The sequence below is a fragment of the Pedobacter westerhofensis genome, from assembly GCF_900182595.1.
Classification (GTDB): domain Bacteria; phylum Bacteroidota; class Bacteroidia; order Sphingobacteriales; family Sphingobacteriaceae; genus Pedobacter; species Pedobacter westerhofensis.
The window spans coordinates 206,176-227,176 of the sequence record NZ_FXTN01000008.1; the positions used below are offsets into that span (position 1 = coordinate 206,176).

General features: G+C 39.0%; 19 protein-coding genes. 10 read left to right on the plus strand and 9 right to left on the minus strand.

Annotation, left to right across the window (positions count from 1 at the left end):
* Window positions 1-75 precede the first annotated feature (75 nt).
* On the plus strand, window positions 76-1,284 hold the full coding sequence (locus FN831_RS16705) for a serine hydrolase domain-containing protein (RefSeq protein WP_142529328.1): 1,209 nt from the start codon (window positions 76-78) through the stop codon (window positions 1,282-1,284).
* On the opposite strand, the gene recG is transcribed toward FN831_RS16705, so the two are convergent.
* The 3 genes from recG to FN831_RS16720 all read right to left on the minus strand — a co-directional run bounded on the left by recG (window position 1,281) and on the right by FN831_RS16720 (window position 5,236).
* Window positions 1,281-3,386 carry an ATP-dependent DNA helicase RecG gene (gene recG, locus FN831_RS16710; protein ID WP_142529329.1) on the minus strand — a complete coding sequence of 702 codons (2,106 nt, stop codon included), beginning with the start codon at window positions 3,384-3,386 and terminating at the stop codon, window positions 1,281-1,283. The genes FN831_RS16705 and recG overlap by 4 nt on opposite strands.
* 4 nt (window positions 3,387-3,390) lie before the next feature.
* The gene (locus FN831_RS16715; protein ID WP_142529330.1) at window positions 3,391-3,771 is read right to left on the minus strand and encodes a RidA family protein; all 381 of its coding nucleotides are present in this window, start codon (window positions 3,769-3,771) and stop codon (window positions 3,391-3,393) included.
* A gap of 127 nt (window positions 3,772-3,898) precedes the next feature.
* Window positions 3,899-5,236, minus strand: coding sequence for an OmpA family protein (locus FN831_RS16720; RefSeq protein ID WP_142529331.1), 1,338 nt, complete (start codon window positions 5,234-5,236; stop codon window positions 3,899-3,901).
* A gap of 169 nt (window positions 5,237-5,405) precedes the next feature.
* Between FN831_RS16720 and FN831_RS16725 the strand changes: the two genes are divergently transcribed.
* A complete protein-coding gene (locus FN831_RS16725; protein ID WP_142529332.1) occupies window positions 5,406-6,701 on the plus strand; it encodes an aminopeptidase P family protein in 1,296 nt (431 codons plus the stop codon).
* A gap of 10 nt (window positions 6,702-6,711) precedes the next feature.
* The gene (locus FN831_RS16730; RefSeq protein WP_142529333.1) at window positions 6,712-7,368 is read left to right on the plus strand and encodes a glycosyltransferase family 32 protein; all 657 of its coding nucleotides are present in this window, start codon (window positions 6,712-6,714) and stop codon (window positions 7,366-7,368) included.
* Here the strand turns inward: FN831_RS16730 and meaB are convergent, their stop codons facing one another.
* A complete protein-coding gene (meaB, locus tag FN831_RS16735; protein WP_142529334.1) occupies window positions 7,369-8,256 on the minus strand; it encodes a methylmalonyl Co-A mutase-associated GTPase MeaB in 888 nt (295 codons plus the stop codon).
* Between the two features lie 87 nt (window positions 8,257-8,343).
* Between meaB and FN831_RS16740 the strand changes: the two genes are divergently transcribed.
* The 4 genes from FN831_RS16740 (at window position 8,344) to FN831_RS16755 (ending at window position 12,188) form a co-directional block, all read left to right on the plus strand.
* The gene (locus tag FN831_RS16740; protein WP_142529335.1) at window positions 8,344-9,246 is read left to right on the plus strand and encodes a glycosyltransferase; all 903 of its coding nucleotides are present in this window, start codon (window positions 8,344-8,346) and stop codon (window positions 9,244-9,246) included.
* Window positions 9,247-9,392: 146 nt separating this feature from the next.
* Window positions 9,393-10,319, plus strand: a complete 927-nt coding sequence (locus FN831_RS16745) for a hypothetical protein (RefSeq protein ID WP_142529336.1) — start codon at window positions 9,393-9,395, stop codon at window positions 10,317-10,319.
* Window positions 10,320-10,391: 72 nt separating this feature from the next.
* Entirely contained in the window at window positions 10,392-11,189 is a 798-nt protein-coding gene (locus tag FN831_RS16750; RefSeq protein ID WP_142529337.1) for a glycosyltransferase family 2 protein, read from the plus strand.
* 39 nt (window positions 11,190-11,228) lie between these two features.
* Window positions 11,229-12,188 (plus strand): glycosyltransferase family 2 protein, encoded by a 960-nt coding sequence (locus tag FN831_RS16755; protein WP_142529338.1) that lies wholly within the window; start codon window positions 11,229-11,231, stop codon window positions 12,186-12,188.
* A 13-nt stretch (window positions 12,189-12,201) separates the two neighbouring features.
* Here the strand turns inward: FN831_RS16755 and FN831_RS16760 are convergent, their stop codons facing one another.
* Complete coding sequence (locus FN831_RS16760; protein WP_142529339.1) at window positions 12,202-12,957, minus strand: glycosyltransferase family 2 protein; 756 nt, start codon at window positions 12,955-12,957, stop codon at window positions 12,202-12,204.
* A 128-nt stretch (window positions 12,958-13,085) separates the two neighbouring features.
* On the opposite strand from FN831_RS16760, the gene FN831_RS16765 reads away from it, so the two are divergent.
* The 3 genes from FN831_RS16765 to FN831_RS16775 all read left to right on the plus strand — a co-directional run bounded on the left by FN831_RS16765 (window position 13,086) and on the right by FN831_RS16775 (window position 16,903).
* A complete protein-coding gene (locus FN831_RS16765; RefSeq protein ID WP_142529340.1) occupies window positions 13,086-14,918 on the plus strand; it encodes an ABC transporter ATP-binding protein in 1,833 nt (610 codons plus the stop codon).
* Between the two features lie 64 nt (window positions 14,919-14,982).
* Window positions 14,983-16,056, plus strand: coding sequence for a glycosyltransferase family 4 protein (locus FN831_RS16770; RefSeq protein WP_185960514.1), 1,074 nt, complete (start codon window positions 14,983-14,985; stop codon window positions 16,054-16,056).
* A 31-nt stretch (window positions 16,057-16,087) separates the two neighbouring features.
* Window positions 16,088-16,903 (plus strand): DUF5672 family protein, encoded by an 816-nt coding sequence (locus FN831_RS16775; RefSeq protein WP_142529342.1) that lies wholly within the window; start codon window positions 16,088-16,090, stop codon window positions 16,901-16,903.
* Here the strand turns inward: FN831_RS16775 and FN831_RS16780 are convergent.
* The 4 genes from FN831_RS16780 to FN831_RS16795 all read right to left on the minus strand — a co-directional run bounded on the left by FN831_RS16780 (window position 16,890) and on the right by FN831_RS16795 (window position 20,986).
* Complete coding sequence (locus tag FN831_RS16780) at window positions 16,890-17,762, minus strand: hypothetical protein (RefSeq protein WP_142529343.1); 873 nt, start codon at window positions 17,760-17,762, stop codon at window positions 16,890-16,892. The two genes, FN831_RS16775 and FN831_RS16780, sit on opposite strands and share 14 nt — an antisense overlap.
* Before the next feature lie 111 nt (window positions 17,763-17,873).
* The gene (locus FN831_RS16785; RefSeq protein WP_142529344.1) at window positions 17,874-18,974 is read right to left on the minus strand and encodes an acyltransferase family protein; all 1,101 of its coding nucleotides are present in this window, start codon (window positions 18,972-18,974) and stop codon (window positions 17,874-17,876) included.
* Window positions 18,975-19,321: 347 nt separating this feature from the next.
* A complete protein-coding gene (locus FN831_RS16790) occupies window positions 19,322-19,735 on the minus strand; it encodes a C40 family peptidase (protein WP_142529345.1) in 414 nt (137 codons plus the stop codon).
* 273 nt (window positions 19,736-20,008) lie between these two features.
* Window positions 20,009-20,986 (minus strand): GDSL-type esterase/lipase family protein, encoded by a 978-nt coding sequence (locus FN831_RS16795; protein ID WP_142529346.1) that lies wholly within the window; start codon window positions 20,984-20,986, stop codon window positions 20,009-20,011.
* Window positions 20,987-21,001 lie beyond the last annotated feature (15 nt).

Below are 21,001 nucleotides of genomic sequence, written 5' to 3' on the forward strand. Positions count from 1 at the left end.
ATGTTTAAAACTCTTTTGCGTTTAAAGGGTAATTATTGTTTATTTTTCCGGCTTCAAAAAATACCTATCCATACAATGACCTACCGTACCATTCTACCTGTGGCTGTCCTGGCCACTTTTCTATTTAATGCTTGTTCACACGCTGAAAAAAAAACCGAAGATCCAAAAGTCCGGACTGTAAATGACGATAAAAAAGACAGCCTCCTGCTCGTTTATAATCCCGCCAAAGGTGACCGATGGATCGCTGATTTTGTTCAGAACCTACATAAGAAATATGGCTTTAACGGCAATATGCTTGTTGCCAAAGACGGCAAAATCCTTTATGAAAAAGCCATTGGATGGGCAGATTACCTGCATCGCGACAGCCTGAAGATCAGTTCGGAGTTTGAGCTGGCCTCCATCACCAAAACTTTTACCGGAGTAGCCATCATGCAGCTGGTTGAGCAGGGCAAGATCAAACTGGATGATAACGTAAAAAAGTTCTATCCTAATTTCCCGTATGAGGGGATCACGGTAAAACTGCTGTTATCTCACCGCAGCGGGATGATGAACTATGTATATTTTACCGATGGAATATGGAAAGATAAACGGAAACCAATGAGCAATACTGATGTGATGGACCTGATTGCACAGTACAAACCTGCACGTTATGCTGCGCCTGATACCAGGTTTCATTATAATAACTCTAACTTTATGGTGCTTGGCGCAATCATAGAAAAGGTAACAGGCAAAAAGTATGCTGATTACATGATGGCCAATGTATTTAAACCTGCGGGAATGAAACATACTCATGTATATTCAACAACGGTTTACCCAAAAATTCCGGTTGATGTAGTAGGTCACGACCGGACCTGGAGATATTCTGTAGTACAAAACTTTCTGGATGGCCCTGTGGGCGATAAAGGCGTTTACAGTACCGTGCACGATCTGGTTTTGTACGATAATGCCCTTAAAAAAGGAAGATTACTGAAGAAGGCGAGCCTGGACTCTGCCTATACCGGACATAATAAACCAGTAAACGGCCACTTTAACTATGGTTACGGATGGAGAATGTTTGATGGGGACAATGGACGCAAAGTAGTATATCACACCGGTTGGTGGCATGGTTTCCGCCACATTTATGTGCGCGATCTTGATAAAAATATTGTGATTGTTTTCCTGGGCAACCTGACAAACGGCAGCCTGCTTCATCTTGATGATCTGTATAAACACCTTGGTGTTCCTGTGATCAGAAAAGGTGCATACACAGGCACAGGATCTATGCCTGGATCAGACGAAGACTAAGAAATTTTATCCAAAGCGATTCCTCTGCTTTTTTTATCTGTGAAACGTTTGAGTAAAGCATTTTCAGGTAAAGCAAGCAGGGGATCTTCGTGAAAAATTTCTATTACGGTGTTTCGCGCCTCCTGCAAAATCTGCTGATCTTTCACCAGGTTTGCCAGTTTAAGATCAAGCACACCGCTTTGCTGCGTACCCGCCAGATCTCCCGGTCCGCGCAGCTCCAGATCGATCTCCGAGATCTCAAATCCATTGTTTGTCATGACCATCGTTTCCAGTCTCTTCCGGCCTTCCCTGCTCAGTTTCTGGCCCGACATCAGGATGCAATAACTCTGTTCTGCCCCTCTTCCTACTCTGCCGCGGAGCTGATGCAACTGGGATAAGCCAAAGCGCTCTGCATTCTCGATGATCATTACTGAGGCATTCGGAACATTCACTCCTACTTCTATCACAGTGGTGGCCACCATGATCTGCGTTTTCCCATCAATAAACCGCTGCATTTCAAATTGCTTGTCTGCATTCGGCATCTTTCCATGCACGATGCTGATCTGATATTCCGGCAGCGGAAACTGATAGCGCATCTGCTCTATACCTGCTTCAAGATGCAGCAGGTCCAGTTTTTCGCTTTCTTTGATTAATGGATATACCACATAGACCTGCCGGCCTTTGGCAATCTCCGTTTTCATAAACCCAAACATACGCAGGCGCTGCCCCTCGAACAGATGCCTTGTTTCAATCGGTTTCCGGCCCACAGGGAGCTCATCGATCATAGACACGTCCAAATCCCCGTATACAGTCATGGCAAGCGTTCTGGGGATCGGCGTGGCGGTCATCACCAGAATATGCGGCGGGATATCATTCTTGCGCCAAAGCTTTGCCCTTTGTTCAACGCCAAAGCGGTGCTGCTCATCGATAACTACCAGGCCCAGGTTCTTAAACTTTACTTTATCTTCAATTAGTGCGTGAGTACCTACCAGGATATCAATCTCCCCGGCTTCGAGCTGCTGGTGCAGCAGCGTCCGCTGTTTTTTTGTGCTGTTCCCGGTAAGGATATCCACCTTGATCAGTTTGCCGTCGAGCAATGACGCGATAGAATGATAATGCTGACGTGCAAGGATTTCTGTTGGTGCCATGATACAAGCCTGAAAGCCATTATCGTTGGCAAGGAGCATACTCATTAAAGCTACTACGGTTTTCCCGCTGCCCACATCCCCCTGAACCAAACGGTTCATCTGAACGCCGCGCTGGGTATCAATCCTGATTTCCTTGATCACCCGTTTCTGCGCACCTGTAAGTGCAAAAGGAAGGATCTCTTTGTAAAAGTGGTTCACGCGTTCTCCTACAATACTGAAGAGCTGTCCTTTGAACTTCATTTCCCTGAATTGTTTGCTGCTGAGCAGCTGCAGCTGAATAAAAAACAGTTCTTCAAATTTCAGCCGGCGTTCTGCCCGCTGTAAAGAAACAGTGTCTTTGGGAAAGTGAATATTTAATAATGCCTCCCGGCGGTTTATCAGCTTGTATTTTTCAAGTATATATGCCGGCATGGTCTCTTTTACTTCAGGCAAACACTGTTCGATCAGCAATGCCTGCAGCTTTTGAATTCCCTTGCTGTCCAGTGAGAACTTCTTTAATTTTTCAGTAGAATTGTAGACGGGCTGCAGCGTCATATTGCCCGTCACTGTAAGCGGACGGGGATAGGTTTCCAGTTCAGGGTGTGAGATACTGAATGAACCGTTAAATACCGTGGGTTTGCCAAAGGCGATGTACACCTTGCCACGTACCAGATTTTCTTCAACCCATTTTAAACTCTGGAACCAAACCAGTTCGATGGTTCCGGTTTCATCGGTGAGGCGGGCAACGATTCGCTTTTTATGTTTCTCGCCGATAGTTTCTTTCCCGGTGATCCTGCCCAGGATCTGAACATAGGGAAAGTCTGGCTGGAGCTCATTAACTTTATAAAAACGCGTTCTGTCAATATACCTGAAAGGATAGTAGGTAAGAAGCTGGCCATAAGTAAATATCCCCAGTTCCTTTTGCAGGATCTCCGCCCGCTTTGGCCCTACGCCCTTTAAAAATTCTATCGTGGTATCAAGATCAGACGCGAACAAAATATTATCCCTTATAGGCAACAACAGATATTTCTACATTTACCCCTTTTGGCAATCCTTTTACAGCAACCGTTTCACGTGCAGGGAAGTCAGTCTCAAAATAAGATCCGTAAACGTCATTTACTTCTGCAAACAAACTCATATCCGATAAAAAGATCGTCGTTTTCAGGATATCAGAAAATTCAAACCCAGCTTCAAGCAGCACGGCGTTCAGGTTACGCATTACCTGCTCTGTTTCCGATTTAATTGAATCCATTGTCAGCTCGCCCGTTGCAGGGTTGATAGGAATTTGTCCCGAAACATATAAAAACCCGTTTGCAAGAACAGCCTGGCTATAAGGTCCGATTGGTGCCGGCGCATCTGTAGTATTGATTATTCTCTTCATATCACAAATGTAGATAATTATTGTGATTCCTGTTCGCAGAGAAACAATGGATAGCAGGAAAAACAGGGCACAAAAAAAAGGGCTCCGATAAATCGAAGCCCTTTCTCTGTATGTTGTTTAAGAAATATTAGTTTCTTGAAGTTTCAACACGACGGTTTTGGATACGACCTTCTTCAGTATCGTTAGAAGCGATTGGATTAGCTTCACCTAAACCTTTTGTAGCAACTTGGCTAGCGTTAACTCCAGAGTTAACTAAGTAAGTTTTTACAGAGTTTGCTCTGTCTTTAGATAATTTCAAGTTATATGCAGCAGTACCTTCGCTTGAAGCGTAACCTTTTACTAAGGCTTTACCACCGTTTTCACGTAACACTGAAGATAATTTATCTAAAGTAGGGTAAGATTCAGTTTTTAAAACTGAAGAGTTGAATTCAAATTGGATAGTTTCGAAACCAGTTACGTTAGCATTTGCTGCTGGAGCAACTGGAGCTGGAAGTGGACATCCTGAACCATCAACAGCAGTACCTGCAGGAGTTCCTGGGCATTTGTCGAATTGATCAGAAACACCGTCTCCATCGCTATCTTTTTTCAAATCTTCAACAGATTTTTCAACGTTAGAAACACGAGTTTTTAATGCTTCAACTTCTTGACGCAATGAAGGATCTTTCAATTCATCATACATCAAAGCTAAAGGGTTAACCCATTCTAAATCTGGTTTAGCTTTCGAACCTAATGAGAATTCTAATCCAGCGTAACCGTATGAGAATTTATCTTTAGTAGTTCCTTTAGCATAAACTCCGTCGAAGTTATCGCTGTCAATGAAGTGCATTGTGTAACCTAAGTTAAAAGCAACGCGGTCAGAAACTTTAAATTTCACACCAGCACCAACTGGGATGTAAGCTTCTTTAACGTATTTTTTATCTCTGCTATCACCTGCGTGATCTTTCCAGTCAACAACAGTTCCACCAGTATAAGTAACTTTAGGAGCATAAGCAACTAAACCGTAACCAGCAGTAACGAAGAAGTTAACTGAGTTCTCACGACGTAAGAAGTCAACAGTAGCAACGTTAACAACGCCTCTGATGTCAGCTGCGTAACCGATTGAAGTTTCAGATTCCTGAACACCAAATTGTGATCCGCCTGTAGCGTCTTTGTTTGTTCCAGAAACTTTTCCGCGGAAAATGTTACCTTCTAAACCAAAAGCGTGACCTAGTTGTTTCTTTAATGAAACACCGTAGCCTAAGTTTACATCAGCATTAGTGAAGTCGTTTGATCCGCCGATCGCAATGAACGGAGATAAAACACCACCATTAACACCAACTGACCAAGTTCTGTACTGGCCTCTTCCACCAAACACTTTGGCTGAAGATGAAGTTGCAGTAGAATCCTGTGCAGAAGCAAGAGTCGAAACTCCAACAGCTGTTACAAAGGATAATGCTAGCCCCTTCTTCAAAGTAGAATAATTCATAATTTTTCTTTTTTAAGGTTAAACAAATTTAAACTGTATAATTTTTTTGTGTAGCAAAATTAAACAAATTTTTATTTCTCACAACAGATATACAAACACCGTTCCAATTTTAACATATTTTAGGATTTGGATATATTTGACTTTATTTGCCAATATAGTCAGCCTGATCATGAAATACGAAGATATAGAAAACAAGTTATTTATTGAAAACAGAATAAAATTCCGGAAACTCCTAAATAACAACTCATTAGCTATATTTCAATCCAATGATGAATTCCCAAAAAGCGGTGATCAGGACTTTCCGTTCAAACAAAATGCCGATTTGTTTTATCTCTCTGGTATAGATCAGGAGAAGACTATTTTGCTGATTTATCCCGATTGTCCTAACCCTATGTACAGGGAAGTCCTTTTTTTAAGACAGACCAGCGATCAGATTAAAGTGTGGGAAGGCCATAAATTCACGAAACTTTCAGCACAAAAGGCATCTGGTATTCAGACGGTTTACTGGCTGGAGGATTTTGAAGCCATTTTGCACAGCATCATTGCTTACGCAGATTTCATTTATCTGAATATAAATGAAAATGTTACATCTGCATATACCATCCCTTCGCGTGATATCCGTTTTATTGAACACCTAAAATCGAAATATCCGTTACATCACTATGAAAGAGCCGCGCCGTTAATGCGTCAGCTTCGTGACACAAAGTCACATGAAGAAGTACAATTGATACAAAAAGCATGTGACATCACCCGCGATGCTTTTTTGCGGGTTCTGCGGTTTACCCGGCCGGGTGTGACAGAATATGAAATTGAAGCGGAGATCATCCATGAATTTATCAGGAAAAGAGCTACCGGACATGCTTACCCGCCTATAATAGCCTCGGGTAAGAATGCGAACATTTTGCACTATGGTGATAATAATCAGATTTGTGCGGCAGGCGAACTGATTCTGATGGATTTTGGAGCGGAATATGCAAACTATAATGCAGATATGAGCCGCACCATTCCGGTAAGCGGCAGATTTACACCGCGGCAAAAAGATGTTTACAACGCTGTACTGTATGTAATGAAAGAGGCAAAAACGATGCTTAAACCCGGCCTTACTGCCAAAGACTATAACCTGGAAATTGGAGAGATAATGACAGCGCAACTGGTAGGCCTGAATCTTCTGGACCTAAAGGATGTTAAGGCTCAGAATCCGGCTTATCCATTATATAAGAAGTATTTTATGCACGGCATCAGTCATCACCTTGGTTTGGATGTCCATGATTTTGCAAACCGTTATATTCCATTTTCAGAAGGAAATGTCCTTACCTGCGAGCCAGGTATCTATATCCCTGAAGAAGGATTTGGCATCCGCCTCGAAAATAACCTCCTCCTTACCAGCGATGGCAATATTGATCTCATGGCAAATATCCCGCTGGAAGCGGAAGAAATCGAAGAGATGATGAACAGCGCTTATTAAACACACAGACATGTCCATACCAAAAATCATACATCAGACTTTTAAATCTTCGAAACTGCCATTCTTAACGCGCTGGCATATTTCCGGCTTCAGGAAGAAAAATCCGGAATATGCCTACGAGTTTTATGACGATGCACGCATCGCTGTGTTCCTGCAGGAGGAATTCGGGGCCGAAGTTTTTGAACTTTACAGCAGGTTGAATATTGGCGCTGCAAAGGCTGATTTTTTCAGGTATGCAGTACTCTATAAAAAGGGTGGAATCTATGTTGATATTGACAGCGGCATCAACAGCCGCCTGGATGATTTTATCCGCGCAGATGATGTAGCAGTCATTACCAGAGAAGGAGATCCTACACTCTATGCACAATGGGCGCTGATCTATAGCCCTGGTCATCCTTTTCTCGAAAAAACGATAGAAATGGTACTCAGCAATATCCGTCAGGATAAATACCCGCACGATGTACACCGCATGACCGGGCCTACCGTTTATACCCTTGCTATCGACGATTGCTTAAAGAACAATCCGCAAACTCCGCACAGGCTTTTGGGAACGGATTACAACGGGCACCTGAAGGTGAAGTATAAACTTGGAAAATTCTTTTTATATGAAAAGGGAGATCACTGGAAAAAGAAACAGTTAACCACCCCGGTGCTGAAACCGCAATAATTAGTACTGGTCTATGAACTGATATATATTGAAGCCTGGCGCATCACAACTGTCAGCAATACGCTGCTGGAGATCCGCTCTCGAAACATCTTTCATCCTTTTATTTTGAATCAGTTTATAGGCCTTCTCAGTATATAAATATACTTTCTTTCCATTTTTCTGAATCCCTGCTCCTTCCAGCCACTCCAATACTTCTTTTGTGCCCTGCTGTTTATCCGCGATTGTTTCAAATACCGGGACAGTGCTGATCCGCTGATGAAGCATCTTTCTCAGTTTGCTGGCAAAAGAACCGGCGCCTTCCCTGTCTGCCTTGTTCACAATGAAAGCATCGCCGATTTCCATTAAACCAGATTTGATATGCTGTATTTCATCACCCGCTTCGGGAACCAGCACAACGATGGTAAGATCGGCTAAACCGGCAATTTCAATTTCTGATTGCCCAACCCCTACAGTTTCTATAATAATATAATCAAAATTTGCAGCTCTTAAAACATCCGTCATTTCAATTACCTTTCCTGAAAGCCCGCCCACCGAACCACGTGTAGCGATAGACCGGATATACACATTAGGGTCGTTAAAATGTGCAGACATCCTCACCCTGTCTCCCAACAGAGACCCCAGATTGAATGGTGATGTGGGATCCACAGCTAATACCGCCACTTTCTTCTGCTGACTGCTCCATATACTGATCATTGAACTTACCAGCGTGCTTTTGCCAGCTCCCGGAGGCCCGGTAATACCTATGACCGGGATATTGGGATCCATTTCCAGAGCCTGCAGCAGTTCGGCACTACCGGCCAGCTCGTTTTCAGCTAGAGTCAGCACCCGCGCTAAAGATAAATAATCACCTCTTCTGATTTCAGCTAAAAATTGCGGTATGGTTTTCATTTGATTATAAATGATAAATCTATCTTTGTTGCAAAGAACCAGAATATATATTCTCCGGCAAAATAAAAATACTCATATCCTTAAAGAATGAAAGTTAGTGGTTTCACTTATATGCGCAATAGTTTCAAATATGGTTATCCTGTAATTGAATCGATCAAATCTATCCTTCCGATCTGTGATGAGTTTATAGCTGTGGTAGGAAAATCTGATGATGGAACAAGGGAGGCTATTGAAGCAATTGGTTCTGATAAGATCAGGATTATCGATACAGAATGGGATGATGAACTGATTAAAGGCGGAAAGGTATTTGCACAACAGGCCAACATCGGTCTGAAGGCGGTAACGGGCGACTGGGCATTTCACATACAGTCTGACGAAGTATTTCATGAGGACGCTCTCGCCGAAATTCAGCAGGCGATGAAGGACAACCTGGATAACCCTGCTGTAGAAGGCTTTCTATTTAACTTTTATCATTTTATTGGCGACTATAAACATATTGGTACCACCAGGCGCTGGCATCGCCGCGAAATTCGGATTGTAAGAAATTTGCCAGGAGTATTTTCATACAAAGATTCACAGGGCTTCAGGATCTATCCTTCTGAGCAGGATTACGAAAACCAGACCAACAGCAGGAAGCTGAATGTAAAATTGCTGAACGCAAGGATATTCCATTATTCTTATTGCAGAAATCCGGACCTGCTGCTGGGAAAAGTAAAACGGTTCAATAACTATTATCAGTCGCAGGAAAAAACGGAAGAGCAGTACGCCGCCTACCAGACGTTTGACTTTGGCACAGTAGCTGACATTCTTGCACCTTTTACGGAATCGCATCCGGCTACCATGCAAAAAACCATTGCTGCCCAGGACTGGACTTTTGTACATAACCCAAAAAAGATTGCACTCTCTTTGCGCCGTTTGATGCTGCACCGCATCGAACAGGTCATAGGATGGAGGATCGGAGAGTATAAAAATTACAAGATCATACGATAAATCATATCCAGGGTCAAAGAAAACAATATTTAAAAGTGGTAAAATTGTCTTCTCGGAGATAATTCAACCTCACAATGCGTTAATCACATACTTAAATACATAGAAATTAATTTGAAATATAATTTAATTTTAGCTTATTTGTGATTATGTTCACAAAGAATAATATTGTCGCAAGAAAATTTAACACAATAATCGATGAATTAAATTCATTAAGAGAGGACGCCAATTCGCAAAAATTACTGCAGGCAGCTATTTTGTCGCAGTTAAACATTGCCAATACTCATCATGTTCTTAACAATATACAATTGGCAGAGTTCAAAGTATTTTCGCAATGGAAGGATGATGGCATTATTCAATTCTTAGTTGACTATTTAGATCTGGAATCGAATACATTTATAGAATTCGGAGTACAGAATTACACCGAATCCAACACCCGGTTTTTGTTAGTAAATAATAACTGGACCGGGCTAATTATGGACGGTACCGAAAGTAACATCAAAGATGTGCATGAACAGGAAATTTACTGGAAGTACAATCTAACTGCAGTAACAGCATTTATAACTGCTGAAAACATTAATGAATTAATCAGTCAGCATGGATTTTCCGGCGAATTAGGATTGTTGCACATTGACATTGATGGTAATGATTACTGGGTTTGGAAAGCAATATCTGTGGTTTCTCCTGTGATTGTAATTGTGGAATACAACAGCGTATTTGGTGACAAAAACCCTTGGACAGTTCCTTATCAAGCAAACTTTTACAGAACAGATGCGCACTATAGTAATCTGTACTTTGGTTCTTCGTTAATGTCATTATGTGATTTGGCTAAAGAAAAAGGATATACTTTTATCGGCTGCAACAGCAATGGCAATAATGCATATTTTATAAGAGAGGATAAGATCAAGGGACTGAAGCCGCTTAGCCTCGAGGAGGGTTATGTACTCTCCCAGTTCAGGGAAAGCAGAGATGCAGCAGGACAGCTTACTTATATCAATGGAACTGATCGCTTAATGGAGATCCATGGAATGGAAGTTTTTAATACAAGAAAAAACGAAATCGAAACTATACGCTAGGAGTCCTTCAGCCTCATAATTTGACATTCGCAATAATTGATGTAATTTTGCAGATCAGTTTAAATAATTTGAATGCAAGACCAGCCCATTACAGTTGCCATCCTGATCTCTACCTATAATTGGCCCCAGGCATTGAGTCTGGTTTTAGCAGGTATAGCAAGGCAAACAAGAATGCCAGATGAGATCGTAATTGCAGATGATGGTTCCAGGGATGATACAAAATTATTGATTGAAGAATTTAAGCGTCAGCACAAGCTATCAGTTAAGCACATCTGGCATGAAGATAAAGGCTTTAGAAAAAGCTTAATTCTGAATAAGGCCGTTCAAAATATAGACTCTTCATATATACTTGAAATTGATGGTGATATAATTATAGATCCGCATTTTGTTTCAGATCACTTGAAAGCTGCCCAACAAGGTTATTTTGTACAGGGAAGCAGGGCAATGATTACAGAAGAAAAGGCAAAAGAGATCCTGGATTCAGGAGAAATTAATTTTTCGGTATTTTCATCGGGATTGCACAGCAGGTTCAATGCTTTACGATTTCCACTGCTAAGTCGAATAATCATGCTCTTTCCATCTAATCCATTTCATATAAAAGCCTGCAACATTGCATTCTGGAAAAGTGATTACATAAAAATAAACGGATACGATAACAGGTTTGAAGGTTGGGGAGGAGAGGATTATGAATTTGCCGCCCGGTTATTGCATTCAGGAATAAAAAGAAAAAGACTAAAGCTGGCAGCTCTGGGATATCATATTTTTCATAAGGACAATTCCAGGAATAACACCCTTCCAAATGACAGCATTTACAGGAAGACGATTGCTGAGAAATTATCCTACACTGCTCAGGGCTTCACTGAGGCATAATAAAAAAATGCCTGCGGGCATAGAATTAAAGATTAAGGCATGACTAAAGGGGTAACAATAATTATATGTACATATAACGGCGCTGAGCGACTTGGTAAAACAATTGAGTACATTGCACAGCAGTCTCTGACAGATATACCCTGGGAAGTAATTTTGGTAGATAATGCCTCAACCGACAATTCTTCAGCAACAGGCCAGTCTGAGTGGGACAAGTATGAACTTAGCCATGTTTCTTTCAGGCTAATTAGTGAGCCTAAGCCGGGCAAATTATATGCATTACAAAAAGCTATACAAGCGGCACGCTATGAATATCTAATCACCTGTGATGATGATAATTGGCTTGCACCAGATTATGCTAAACGAATTTACGATACCTTTGAATTAACACCAGAAGTTGCAGCTATCGGCGGACGTGGAATCCCTGTAACAGAAGGCAAGCCACTTCCCGACTGGTTTAAAGATTACGAAGTTGTGTATGCTGTTGGCCCACAAGCTAAAAAGCACGGTATTATGCCGGTAAGATCTATACTCTGGGGCGCGGGATTAAGTACCAGAAAATCTGTTTATCTTGAAATGTATAAAACTTTTCCATCATTTCTTATTGAGCATGATACCGACATTATTTTTGCTGAAGATACTGAATATTGTTTGCGCTTAATTTTGAAGGGCTACAGATTATTTTATGACGCCGGGCTGGTTTACCATCATTTCATTGCGGATTACAAACTAGATGTAAAACGCAGAGATGCATATTTAGGTCGGTTTAAAGATGCTAATGTTGTTCTCAGGAAATATTACGCGGCAATGAGAGCTAAATTAAAAACGAAAGGTCGTCCTGACATTTGGTTTTTACTTCTGATTATCACTCCTTTTAACTACATATTTTCTTTTTCCAGAAAAAGAGCAGAGAAAGCACGTAACACCTTGTTCCATATGCTGCCTTTTGGAATCAAATCCGATCCTATTTCTACACGTATAAAAGAATTTATTAAAGAATAATTCTAATATTTCCTCAGACACCTTGCCTGTGCCTCCTTTTATCTTTGAATCCTCTAATTAGATATCTCATATAAATTTTCCAGCCCATCCATTTTCTGATGAGAGCTGACTTATCCTTTATAAAAATTTCATCACTGTTACCAGCAGAAAATCCCCCCATATTGTAGCTTACAACATCGATGGCATAGAATTCCTTCCTGAAATTATGGTTACCCCATAACCTTAAATTCAACGCGTAATCAGCAGCTATCTTGTATTTAAGCTCGTACTTTAAGTTATAAAATGCTTTTGCCGGATAGAGAATCGATTGATGGTTCATGCAATATTTAGCAAGTCTGTAAGCGCTAAATTCACCCTTCAACAATCCGTAAGGATCTATTTCCACCCCATCTTCATAAAACGGAATGCTGTTACCATAATATATAGTACCGTCATGTGTTAACTTACCCGCCAACTCTTTAAAGCCAGGAAGAAGTCTGTCATCAGCCCCCATAAAATACAACCATCTGCCGGAAGCTATACTAATCCCCTTGTTCATCGCATCGTATATTCCGAGATCCGGTTCAGATTTCCATCGTAGAATGTTGTAAGTATACTGCGATAGTATCTCAAGAGTCTTATCAGTACTGCCTCCATCCATTACTATAATTTCAATAGATAAAAAATCTAAATTGAATATTGATTCCAAACAGCCAGCAATGTATTTCTCTGCATTGTAAGAAGGAATAATTACTGTAATCAATACTCCCGGATCAGGTAATTTGTTCATCTGAATATATTTGATTCAAATGTACTTCATATATATGATTCTACTTCCATCTGGCATCAAATAGCTATTTTTCTTGAAAATAGGTCTATAAACTAACTATGCGTACCTTCGTACTTTAATCATTTTTAATGAAAACATATTTTAGATTACTTTCATTTGCTAAACCCATAGAAAAATTTGCCATTCCCTATGTAATTGCAACACTGTTAGCCGTTTTTTTTAACACATTCAATCTTGCACTGCTTGCTCCACTTTTAGACACTTTATTTGCTAGTCCAGAAAAAATAGTTCACAGCGGTACAGTGGAAAAATCGGACTCAATATTTAACATTATGGCCAAATTCAGGGAACTGGTTGACTATTCAATGCAACATTATGACAAATTGGGAACACTAAAATTGGTATGCAGTATCATTCTTGTTTCAGTGATATTGGCGAACCTTTTCAGGTATTTGTCCCAGCGCTTTATGGAAGATCTGCGGGTTCATACTTTACTAAACCTTCGCAAAACCGTATTTAACAATGTAATGAATCTTCACATAGGGTACTTCAATAATGAACGTAAAGGCGACATTATGTCAAAGGTATCTTCCGATGTACAAGTTGTTCAATATACAGTAACCAATACACTGCAGGTAGTATTTAAGGAGCCGCTACAGTTGATATTCTATATTTTTGTCCTTGTAAGCATTTCTCTTAAGCTTACACTATTTTCATTGTTAGTTATTCCTTTATCTGGTTTTATTATCAGCAAAATTGTAAAACGCCTAAAGCAACAGGCGACTCAGGCACATGAATCCTTCGCGAGGATGCTGGGATTTCTTGACGAGGCATTATCAGGAATAAAAATTATCAAAGCATTTAATGCGACTGACAGAATAAAAGAGAAGTTCCAGAAAGAGAATGTCTATTATTCTGATCTCACAAGGAAAATGGCCCGTAGGCAACAGTTAGCTTCTCCGGTATCTCAGGCATTGGGAATTCTCGTAGTTGTAATGATTGTATTATATGGCGGTAAAATGATCCTGGTTGATAAATCATCTGAGTTGACATCTGCTGGGTTTATCGCCTACATTGCAATATTTTCCCAGGTAATGCAGCCGGTGAAGGCAATTGCAGATTCATTCAGTGGAATTCATTCAGGAATTGCTGCCGGAGTACGTGTATTAGACCTTATAGACACACATCCAGAGCTCACGAATAAACCTTCGGCCACAGAAATCCATGATTTCAATAAGGAATTAAGATTTGATAATATTAGTTTCAGCTATGGTGAAAAAGAAGTGCTGAAGAATATTAATCTTACCATCGAAAAGGGAAAGACTGTAGCCGTTATCGGTCCATCGGGGGGCGGTAAAAGTACATTAATGGATCTTATTCCAAGATTCTATGATCCTAAAGATGGTAGAATAACTATTGATGGCATTGACCTTAGAGATATAACTTCTGAAAGCCTAAGATCTCAAATAGGAACTGTAAATCAGGAATCCATACTTTTTAATGATACAATTATCAATAATATCCGCTTTGCAAAACCTAATGCTACTGATGAAGAAGTAGTTGGAGCTGCAAAGATTGCTAATGCCGATGACTTTATCATGAATACTGAAAATGGTTATCAGACAAACATTGGCGACCGTGGAAATAAACTATCAGGTGGACAAAAACAGCGTTTATGTATTGCAAGAGCTGTATTGGCTAACCCTCCTATCATGCTGCTAGATGAAGCTACGTCAGCTCTGGATACAGAATCGGAGAAACTTGTTCAGGATGCCTTATATAAACTGATGCAAAACAGGACATCCATTGTAATTGCACATCGCCTAAGTACTATACAGCACGCAGATCTTATCGTTGTAATTGATCAGGGTGAAATTAGGGAAACAGGTACCCACTCTGAACTAATAGAACACAATGGATTATATAAACGCCTGATAAACATGCAGACATTTAACGATTAATTCTCAAATCATTATTGGAAAACAGAAGATGCTAAGACTCCTCATAGACCATCAAACGTTCTCTATGCAACAATATGGAGGAATCTCCCGTTATTTTGCTAATATTCAACACACTTCTGATGTAAAAAAAGACATACAATCTGTTGTCGGAATTCTTTGCACAAAAAATTATTATTTAAAGGATTATCCTGCACCTTTAAATAATGCTCTGGGACGATGGCTTCTTAAAAAAGAAAGCAGACGTTTTCAATGGAACATGAAGTATTCAAAATATCTGATTCAAAAGAACGATTTTGATATTCTCCACCCAAGTTACTATGATCCCTACTTTTTAAAATATAACAAAAAACCATTTGTCATCACAGTACATGATATGATCCATGAGCAGTTCCCGGAATATTTCGACCCGAATGACGTCTATGTAAGGTATAAAAGACTTTGTATAGAAAATGCTGACCAGATCATTGCAATTTCAGAATCCACAAGTAAAGACCTGCAGGATATACTGAATGTTGCTTCAAATAGGATAACTGTTATACATCACGGTTATCAGATGAACATCAATAATTCTCTCCCACCCGAACCCGAGAGCCCGGTTCCCACTGAGAAAATGTATTTATTATATGTAGGAGATAGACGAGGATATAAAAATTTCCCGGTTTTTTTATCAGCATTGACACCGCTATTAAAGAAAGACATCAACTTAAAACTAATCTGTGCCGGAGGAGGTCATTTTGCAGAGGCAGAAATAGAAATGATATCGAGGCTTACATTGCAAAATCAGGTCTCCCAAATAAGTGCAACGGATCGGGAATTGACATCTCTTTATCAAAATGCCAAGGCATTTATTTTTCCATCTCTTTATGAAGGTTTTGGATTACCTATCCTGGAAGCTTTTAACTGCAATTGTCCAGTGATTGCAAGTGACCAGCCATGTTTCAAAGAGATTGGAGAAGACGCAATTGCGTATTTCCAACCCAATGATAAACATAGCATATTAAAAACTGTAGAAGAGGTAATCAATAATCAAAATTTGCGCTTAAATCTAATCACTAAAGGCCGTTTACAACTAGCTAAATTCCCTATGGATCTCTGTATGGATAAAACGTTATCCGTTTACAACAAGCTCGTCTCGTAGATTAAATTCAAAATAAATATTCAACTGTATTATGGATGATTTAGTATCTATCATTATACCACTCTATAAATCGGAACTATCTCCACTTGAAGAGATTTCAATCAGTCAATGTTTTAAAATATTGTCTTCTTACAAAATCATTGCTCTTAAACCCCAAAAATTAGAGATGGTTAATTATAAATTTCCTTTCAATGAAATAGTGAGTTTTGGGGACGAATATTTTGAAAGCATAGCAGGGTATAACAGGCTTATGCTTTCATCAGCTTTCTATGAAAAATTCCTTAAATATAAGTTTATACTGATTTACCAGCCCGATGCTTTTGTTTTTAGGGATGATCTTGCTTACTGGTGTAATCAGGGCTATGATTATATCGGGGCGCCCTGGCTAAGGTATACAGCTTATCCAGATGTTTTCAAAAAGATCAAAAATCATACACAGCGTTTTCTGCATACCAAATTGAACTTACATCAACCTGATAATAACCTTCCCACTGAAATACAGCTTGAGAATCGCGTAGGTAATGGCGGATTTTCGTTAAGAAATACGAAACGCTTTTACGAAGTATGTATCCGGAATAAAAAAATGATAGCGCATTATAACAGTCGAGCAGAGCATCAATTTAATGAAGATGTATTTTTCGGACTTGAAGCTAATAGAAAAAGAAAACAATTAAACATACCCAATTACAAAAAAGCAATTTACTTTTCAATGAATGATCAGCTGGAATTTGCGTTCAAACTCACAGAGGGAAAGCTTCCATTTGGCTGCCATGCATGGAATTTGTATGTTGACTTCTGGGCGCCAGTAATGGCATCAGCGAGCGGTGTTGATATTAAGAATATTTAAAAGAACTTCTAATTTCCTTCCACAACCTGGATGTGAGTGGCTTCCGTTTTATCTTATCTTTTTCAGAGCGATTAATCATCCTTACCTCTTCAGAATTTAGAAGTTCGACTATGTTTTTTGCTTTGATCATTTTAAGTTTTGGCCACGCTCCAGAACCCAGGGGATGAAAATCCTGCAAGCTAAAAAAATTAAACTCGTCAACAGCATTCCATAAATTATAGTAACTATTTATATTAAAGTCATTTTTATGACTCCAGTTATGCAATTTCCAGTATATTTCCTCTGGTTCCCTTGCCCAGCTCTGATGTAACACAAGATCATCCCAGGATATATAGTTATTCCCCGAATTATGTTTAGCGTTGTCATATACAGGGAGATTCGTTGCAAAACATAACGTTTCAGAGGATTCAGCGATCAGTAAATATCCGGATACTACCTTTTTAAATATTGTTGCAACCGGGCAAACAATTGTTGTCGGAACAGTCGGATGAAGTCTTCTTAACTTACTAGCAAATACTTCAAAATCAATAAAATACTCATCTGAATCGATCTGAAGATACCAGTCACAATCACCCATCCGCTGCGCGAGCATGTTGCGTTCCCTGGTGTCGCACTGCATGGGACTGAGTCCGGGAATATAAAAACGGTCTTCATAAATTTTTATCTTATTTGCGTTGTCAACCAGTTTTATCCACTCCCAAAATGACTCGCGAATTAAAAAATCCTTACCCGACCATGTTTTGCGATCAACATCGATAGCAAGAAAAATCTCGTCGACAAAATCATAAATTCTTAATAATGAAATTTTTACGTATTCATAATCATATGAGATTAGATACCCCGCTTTTATAGTACTCATTTCTACTTTTTATAGTATATATTAAATCCACGAACAAACAGATCAGGTCGATCCGACAGTTAAACGAAAATTTAAATTGAAATGCTACAGGTAAGGATTCTTTATGAAATCTTAATTACGAACGGAGCTTCCTATTGTCCAGCGCAACTTAGTCACTAATAATCCTCTTACAATTAAGATGCTGATGAGGTATGTAACCCCAAACCTCAAAGCACTGTAAGCTATGGCACCTATTGCTGTCATACCTTCAGCATGCCAGTGAAATGGACGGAATATAGCGTCTAAAAAATGAAGGATAATGATGGGATGAATGAGGTAGATACCAAACGTGGTATTTCTGGGCTGAAATATTCTATTGACAGAAGGAATTGAACCAACCTTGAGTAAGATAAGAAAAAATGATAGAGAATATAAAATATTGCTTACACGTAGTGTGTTATAAGCATCTTCCATCCCAATAGATTTCAGGTAAATTATCTCAAGATCAGACATAATAAATAAAACGATTGTAATGCCTGTCAGCCAAATGAAGGATATCTTTTTGATAAAGTTAAAAAGTATTTCACTGTGCTTATTCATGTAAGCACCCAGCCATAGAAAGAAAACAAATCCGAATAGCGCTGTTGTATGCCTCGTTCTAATCCATCCATGGTATAAATTGATGCTGTAAAACAGGGAAGTCAGCCCAAGTAACACACCGAATATCTTATTATAAATAAACCTTTTAAAAAGAAGTAAAATTCCGATGCAGATCAAAAAATTCAGTATAAACCAAAAACTGGTTTCTGTAATAATATAATAATAAGATGAGATCAGATAATCCGCAAAGGGAGAAGGCATATGTCGTTCTCCATTATACTTGAAATACGCAATAAAAAGTAAATTGATAATATCGATTAGTATCAAAACATTAATCCAAAATGCCCATGGACCAATCGTACTTTTAAATCTATTCTTCAAATACTGCCATGGGGTATATTCTGTGAATTTGTGATTGATTAGGAATCCAGCTATAAGGAAAAACGCGACTGTGGCAAATTTAAAAAACTGAAGCACAGATGCTTGCAGCAAGCTGGTGTAAAAAGACACATAATTAGCACTTCCAAATACCTCCGTGTGTTCAAAGACTATCCCAATCATCGACAGACATCTTATGGTATCTACAAAATCAAAGTTCTTCTTTATCTGTATAGCTGATTGTACTTCCTGCATCAATTAATTGTATTAGACAATAAAATGATGCAATTTTAATGAAAAAATTCGCCAAATAACATATTTTAACAGTTATTACTATTAAAAGAGGCCATATACTCTATCACTTATTGACGTTAGAAGAGAGTATTTTGAAAGAAAATATCAATATGATAAATGTCAAGGCTGTAAAAGCCATTTTTAGCATTTTATTTTCGATTAGAAAATATTCAATGGATACATAAGCTTTGTACCTGGTATATAAGAAGCAAAAGTTTTACCATATTCAAATATTAACCCCACTTGTTAGTATCTCTAAAAATAAAAACCGCGCTGTTATAATAAATTAGCAGCGCGGTTAATAATTTTTATTCGATTCTAATAAAGGAGACCTTACCATCAAGTTCACGGTCATTGCCAAAGGGACGATAATCAACCTTTAAGTTTCCATCCTCCCAACTGCCTTCAAATCCGCCTAATGTAAATTGGCCAGAGCTCTTCACGGTAATAACAGTATACGCATGTCCCGAACTACCAGTGTTGTCATTAAATACTGAAATAACTGCACCAACTCTAACATTAACCAGCACCACTGATCTTATCTCATCATTTCCCCCTACTTGAGTTAAATCATAAGTGGCTGGAGAATCGGTGAGCTGTTTAATGGTCTTACCAGTTCCCTCATTATTTTCTCTAAAAATAACTAAACCAGATTGAGCTTTTGCACTACTTCCTACAACGAATACCGTGAGAAAGATAAAAATTTTAAATAATGTTTTCATAGTTAATTGAATTAATTTTAATAAATATAAATCTATTTAATTAAGTTATAATAACTTAAATGTAAACGATTAGTTACCAAGAAAATTGATGAGAATTTATTATAAAGATAATTATTATCAATTGATACTTTAAGTATCATTAACATATAATTTTCCAGTCTAAATTTATGTAGTGTGAAATTTGAAATAGTTATATTCCTATTTATAATAAAATATAACTAAGATAAAACCCTTAAAGATTATCATTAGTTTACTCATAATAAGTTTTGCTTATTAATGCTGAATGATCAGTTTCTTTGAGAACCTGAGTCCCAGCAATTCATAATATAAGATATAAATTCCGGCAGCGTACTGAGAGGTAGAAATTTGCTCTTCCTGATATCCGGCATTCCTGTAGTCATCAAAGATAACTCCCATATTTTGTCCAGAACTGCTGTACATTGTAATTTTTATCCTAGCAGCAGAAGTTAATGTAAACCCAATTTTTGTGTAGGTATTAGCAGGGTTAGGATAATTTTGTACTACGCCGACGGATTGAAAATTCTGTGCAATTTCCTGGTTGATTGCATCAAACCAAACCAAGCCAAGCACCTCATATCCTCTGGCATTGGGATGGACAAAGTCTGAATACAGAGAGGGGTCTTTCCCCATCGTGGAATTGAAATCAGCAATTCTGGAACTGCTTTCAACAGCAAGATTTCTGTAAGCATTATTAATCTGATCAACGATCCGGTTTCTCCTTCTGGCCAGAACGCGTTCTGCCGGTGTTCCCCGATCTTCAACAAAATATTGTATTGTACCAATAATCACGGGGAGATTCTTTGCTTTGGCCTTTCCAATCAAAACCCGCATGTTGTTGACTGCATCAATGACCCTTAATTGATTATCAGCTATCCTGATCGCATCATTGGCTCCCATCAGGATTAAAAAGAAATCAGCCGGGTTAGCTAAAGCCGCATCAATACGCAGCAATCCTTGACCGGTTGTCTCGCCTCCTACACCAAAATTGAAGATATTAACAGGTTTGGTCATGTAACAATTCTCCAGATAAGCTTGTAAAGGTTTTTGAAAACTCAGAGGCTTAGGAGTGCCCTCTACGGTACTTGCACCGAAGGTGATGATGCGAATGCTATCCTTACTATAAAATTGAGCCTGAGGCCCACAAACGGGAAACCTGGCTTGTGCATACAAACTTGTATGCATAAAAAAAAACCCTGCCAGAATTAAAAACCTTGTGGTCAAAAATTTCATGGCAGGGTGTATTAT

What these genes read in the sequence shown, in the direction of transcription:
- FN831_RS16705 (WP_142529328.1), top strand. Translation starts at nt 76, where the DNA reads ATGACCTACCGTACCATTCTACCTGTGGCTGTCCTGGCCACTTTTCTA.
- FN831_RS16715 (WP_142529330.1), bottom strand. Translation starts at nt 3,771, where the DNA reads ATGAAGAGAATAATCAATACTACAGATGCGCCGGCACCAATCGGACCT.
- FN831_RS16720 (WP_142529331.1), bottom strand. Translation starts at nt 5,236, where the DNA reads ATGAATTATTCTACTTTGAAGAAGGGGCTAGCATTATCCTTTGTAACA.
- FN831_RS16725 (WP_142529332.1), top strand. Translation starts at nt 5,406, where the DNA reads ATGAAATACGAAGATATAGAAAACAAGTTATTTATTGAAAACAGAATA.
- FN831_RS16730 (WP_142529333.1), top strand. Translation starts at nt 6,712, where the DNA reads ATGTCCATACCAAAAATCATACATCAGACTTTTAAATCTTCGAAACTG.
- meaB (WP_142529334.1), bottom strand. Translation starts at nt 8,256, where the DNA reads ATGAAAACCATACCGCAATTTTTAGCTGAAATCAGAAGAGGTGATTAT.
- FN831_RS16740 (WP_142529335.1), top strand. Translation starts at nt 8,344, where the DNA reads ATGAAAGTTAGTGGTTTCACTTATATGCGCAATAGTTTCAAATATGGT.
- FN831_RS16745 (WP_142529336.1), top strand. Translation starts at nt 9,393, where the DNA reads ATGTTCACAAAGAATAATATTGTCGCAAGAAAATTTAACACAATAATC.
- FN831_RS16750 (WP_142529337.1), top strand. Translation starts at nt 10,392, where the DNA reads ATGCAAGACCAGCCCATTACAGTTGCCATCCTGATCTCTACCTATAAT.
- FN831_RS16755 (WP_142529338.1), top strand. Translation starts at nt 11,229, where the DNA reads ATGACTAAAGGGGTAACAATAATTATATGTACATATAACGGCGCTGAG.
- FN831_RS16760 (WP_142529339.1), bottom strand. Translation starts at nt 12,957, where the DNA reads ATGAACAAATTACCTGATCCGGGAGTATTGATTACAGTAATTATTCCT.
- FN831_RS16765 (WP_142529340.1), top strand. Translation starts at nt 13,086, where the DNA reads ATGAAAACATATTTTAGATTACTTTCATTTGCTAAACCCATAGAAAAA.
- FN831_RS16770 (WP_185960514.1), top strand. Translation starts at nt 14,983, where the DNA reads ATGCAACAATATGGAGGAATCTCCCGTTATTTTGCTAATATTCAACAC.
- FN831_RS16775 (WP_142529342.1), top strand. Translation starts at nt 16,088, where the DNA reads ATGGATGATTTAGTATCTATCATTATACCACTCTATAAATCGGAACTA.
- FN831_RS16780 (WP_142529343.1), bottom strand. Translation starts at nt 17,762, where the DNA reads ATGAGTACTATAAAAGCGGGGTATCTAATCTCATATGATTATGAATAC.
- FN831_RS16785 (WP_142529344.1), bottom strand. Translation starts at nt 18,974, where the DNA reads ATGCAGGAAGTACAATCAGCTATACAGATAAAGAAGAACTTTGATTTT.
- FN831_RS16790 (WP_142529345.1), bottom strand. Translation starts at nt 19,735, where the DNA reads ATGAAAACATTATTTAAAATTTTTATCTTTCTCACGGTATTCGTTGTA.
- FN831_RS16795 (WP_142529346.1), bottom strand. Translation starts at nt 20,986, where the DNA reads ATGAAATTTTTGACCACAAGGTTTTTAATTCTGGCAGGGTTTTTTTTT.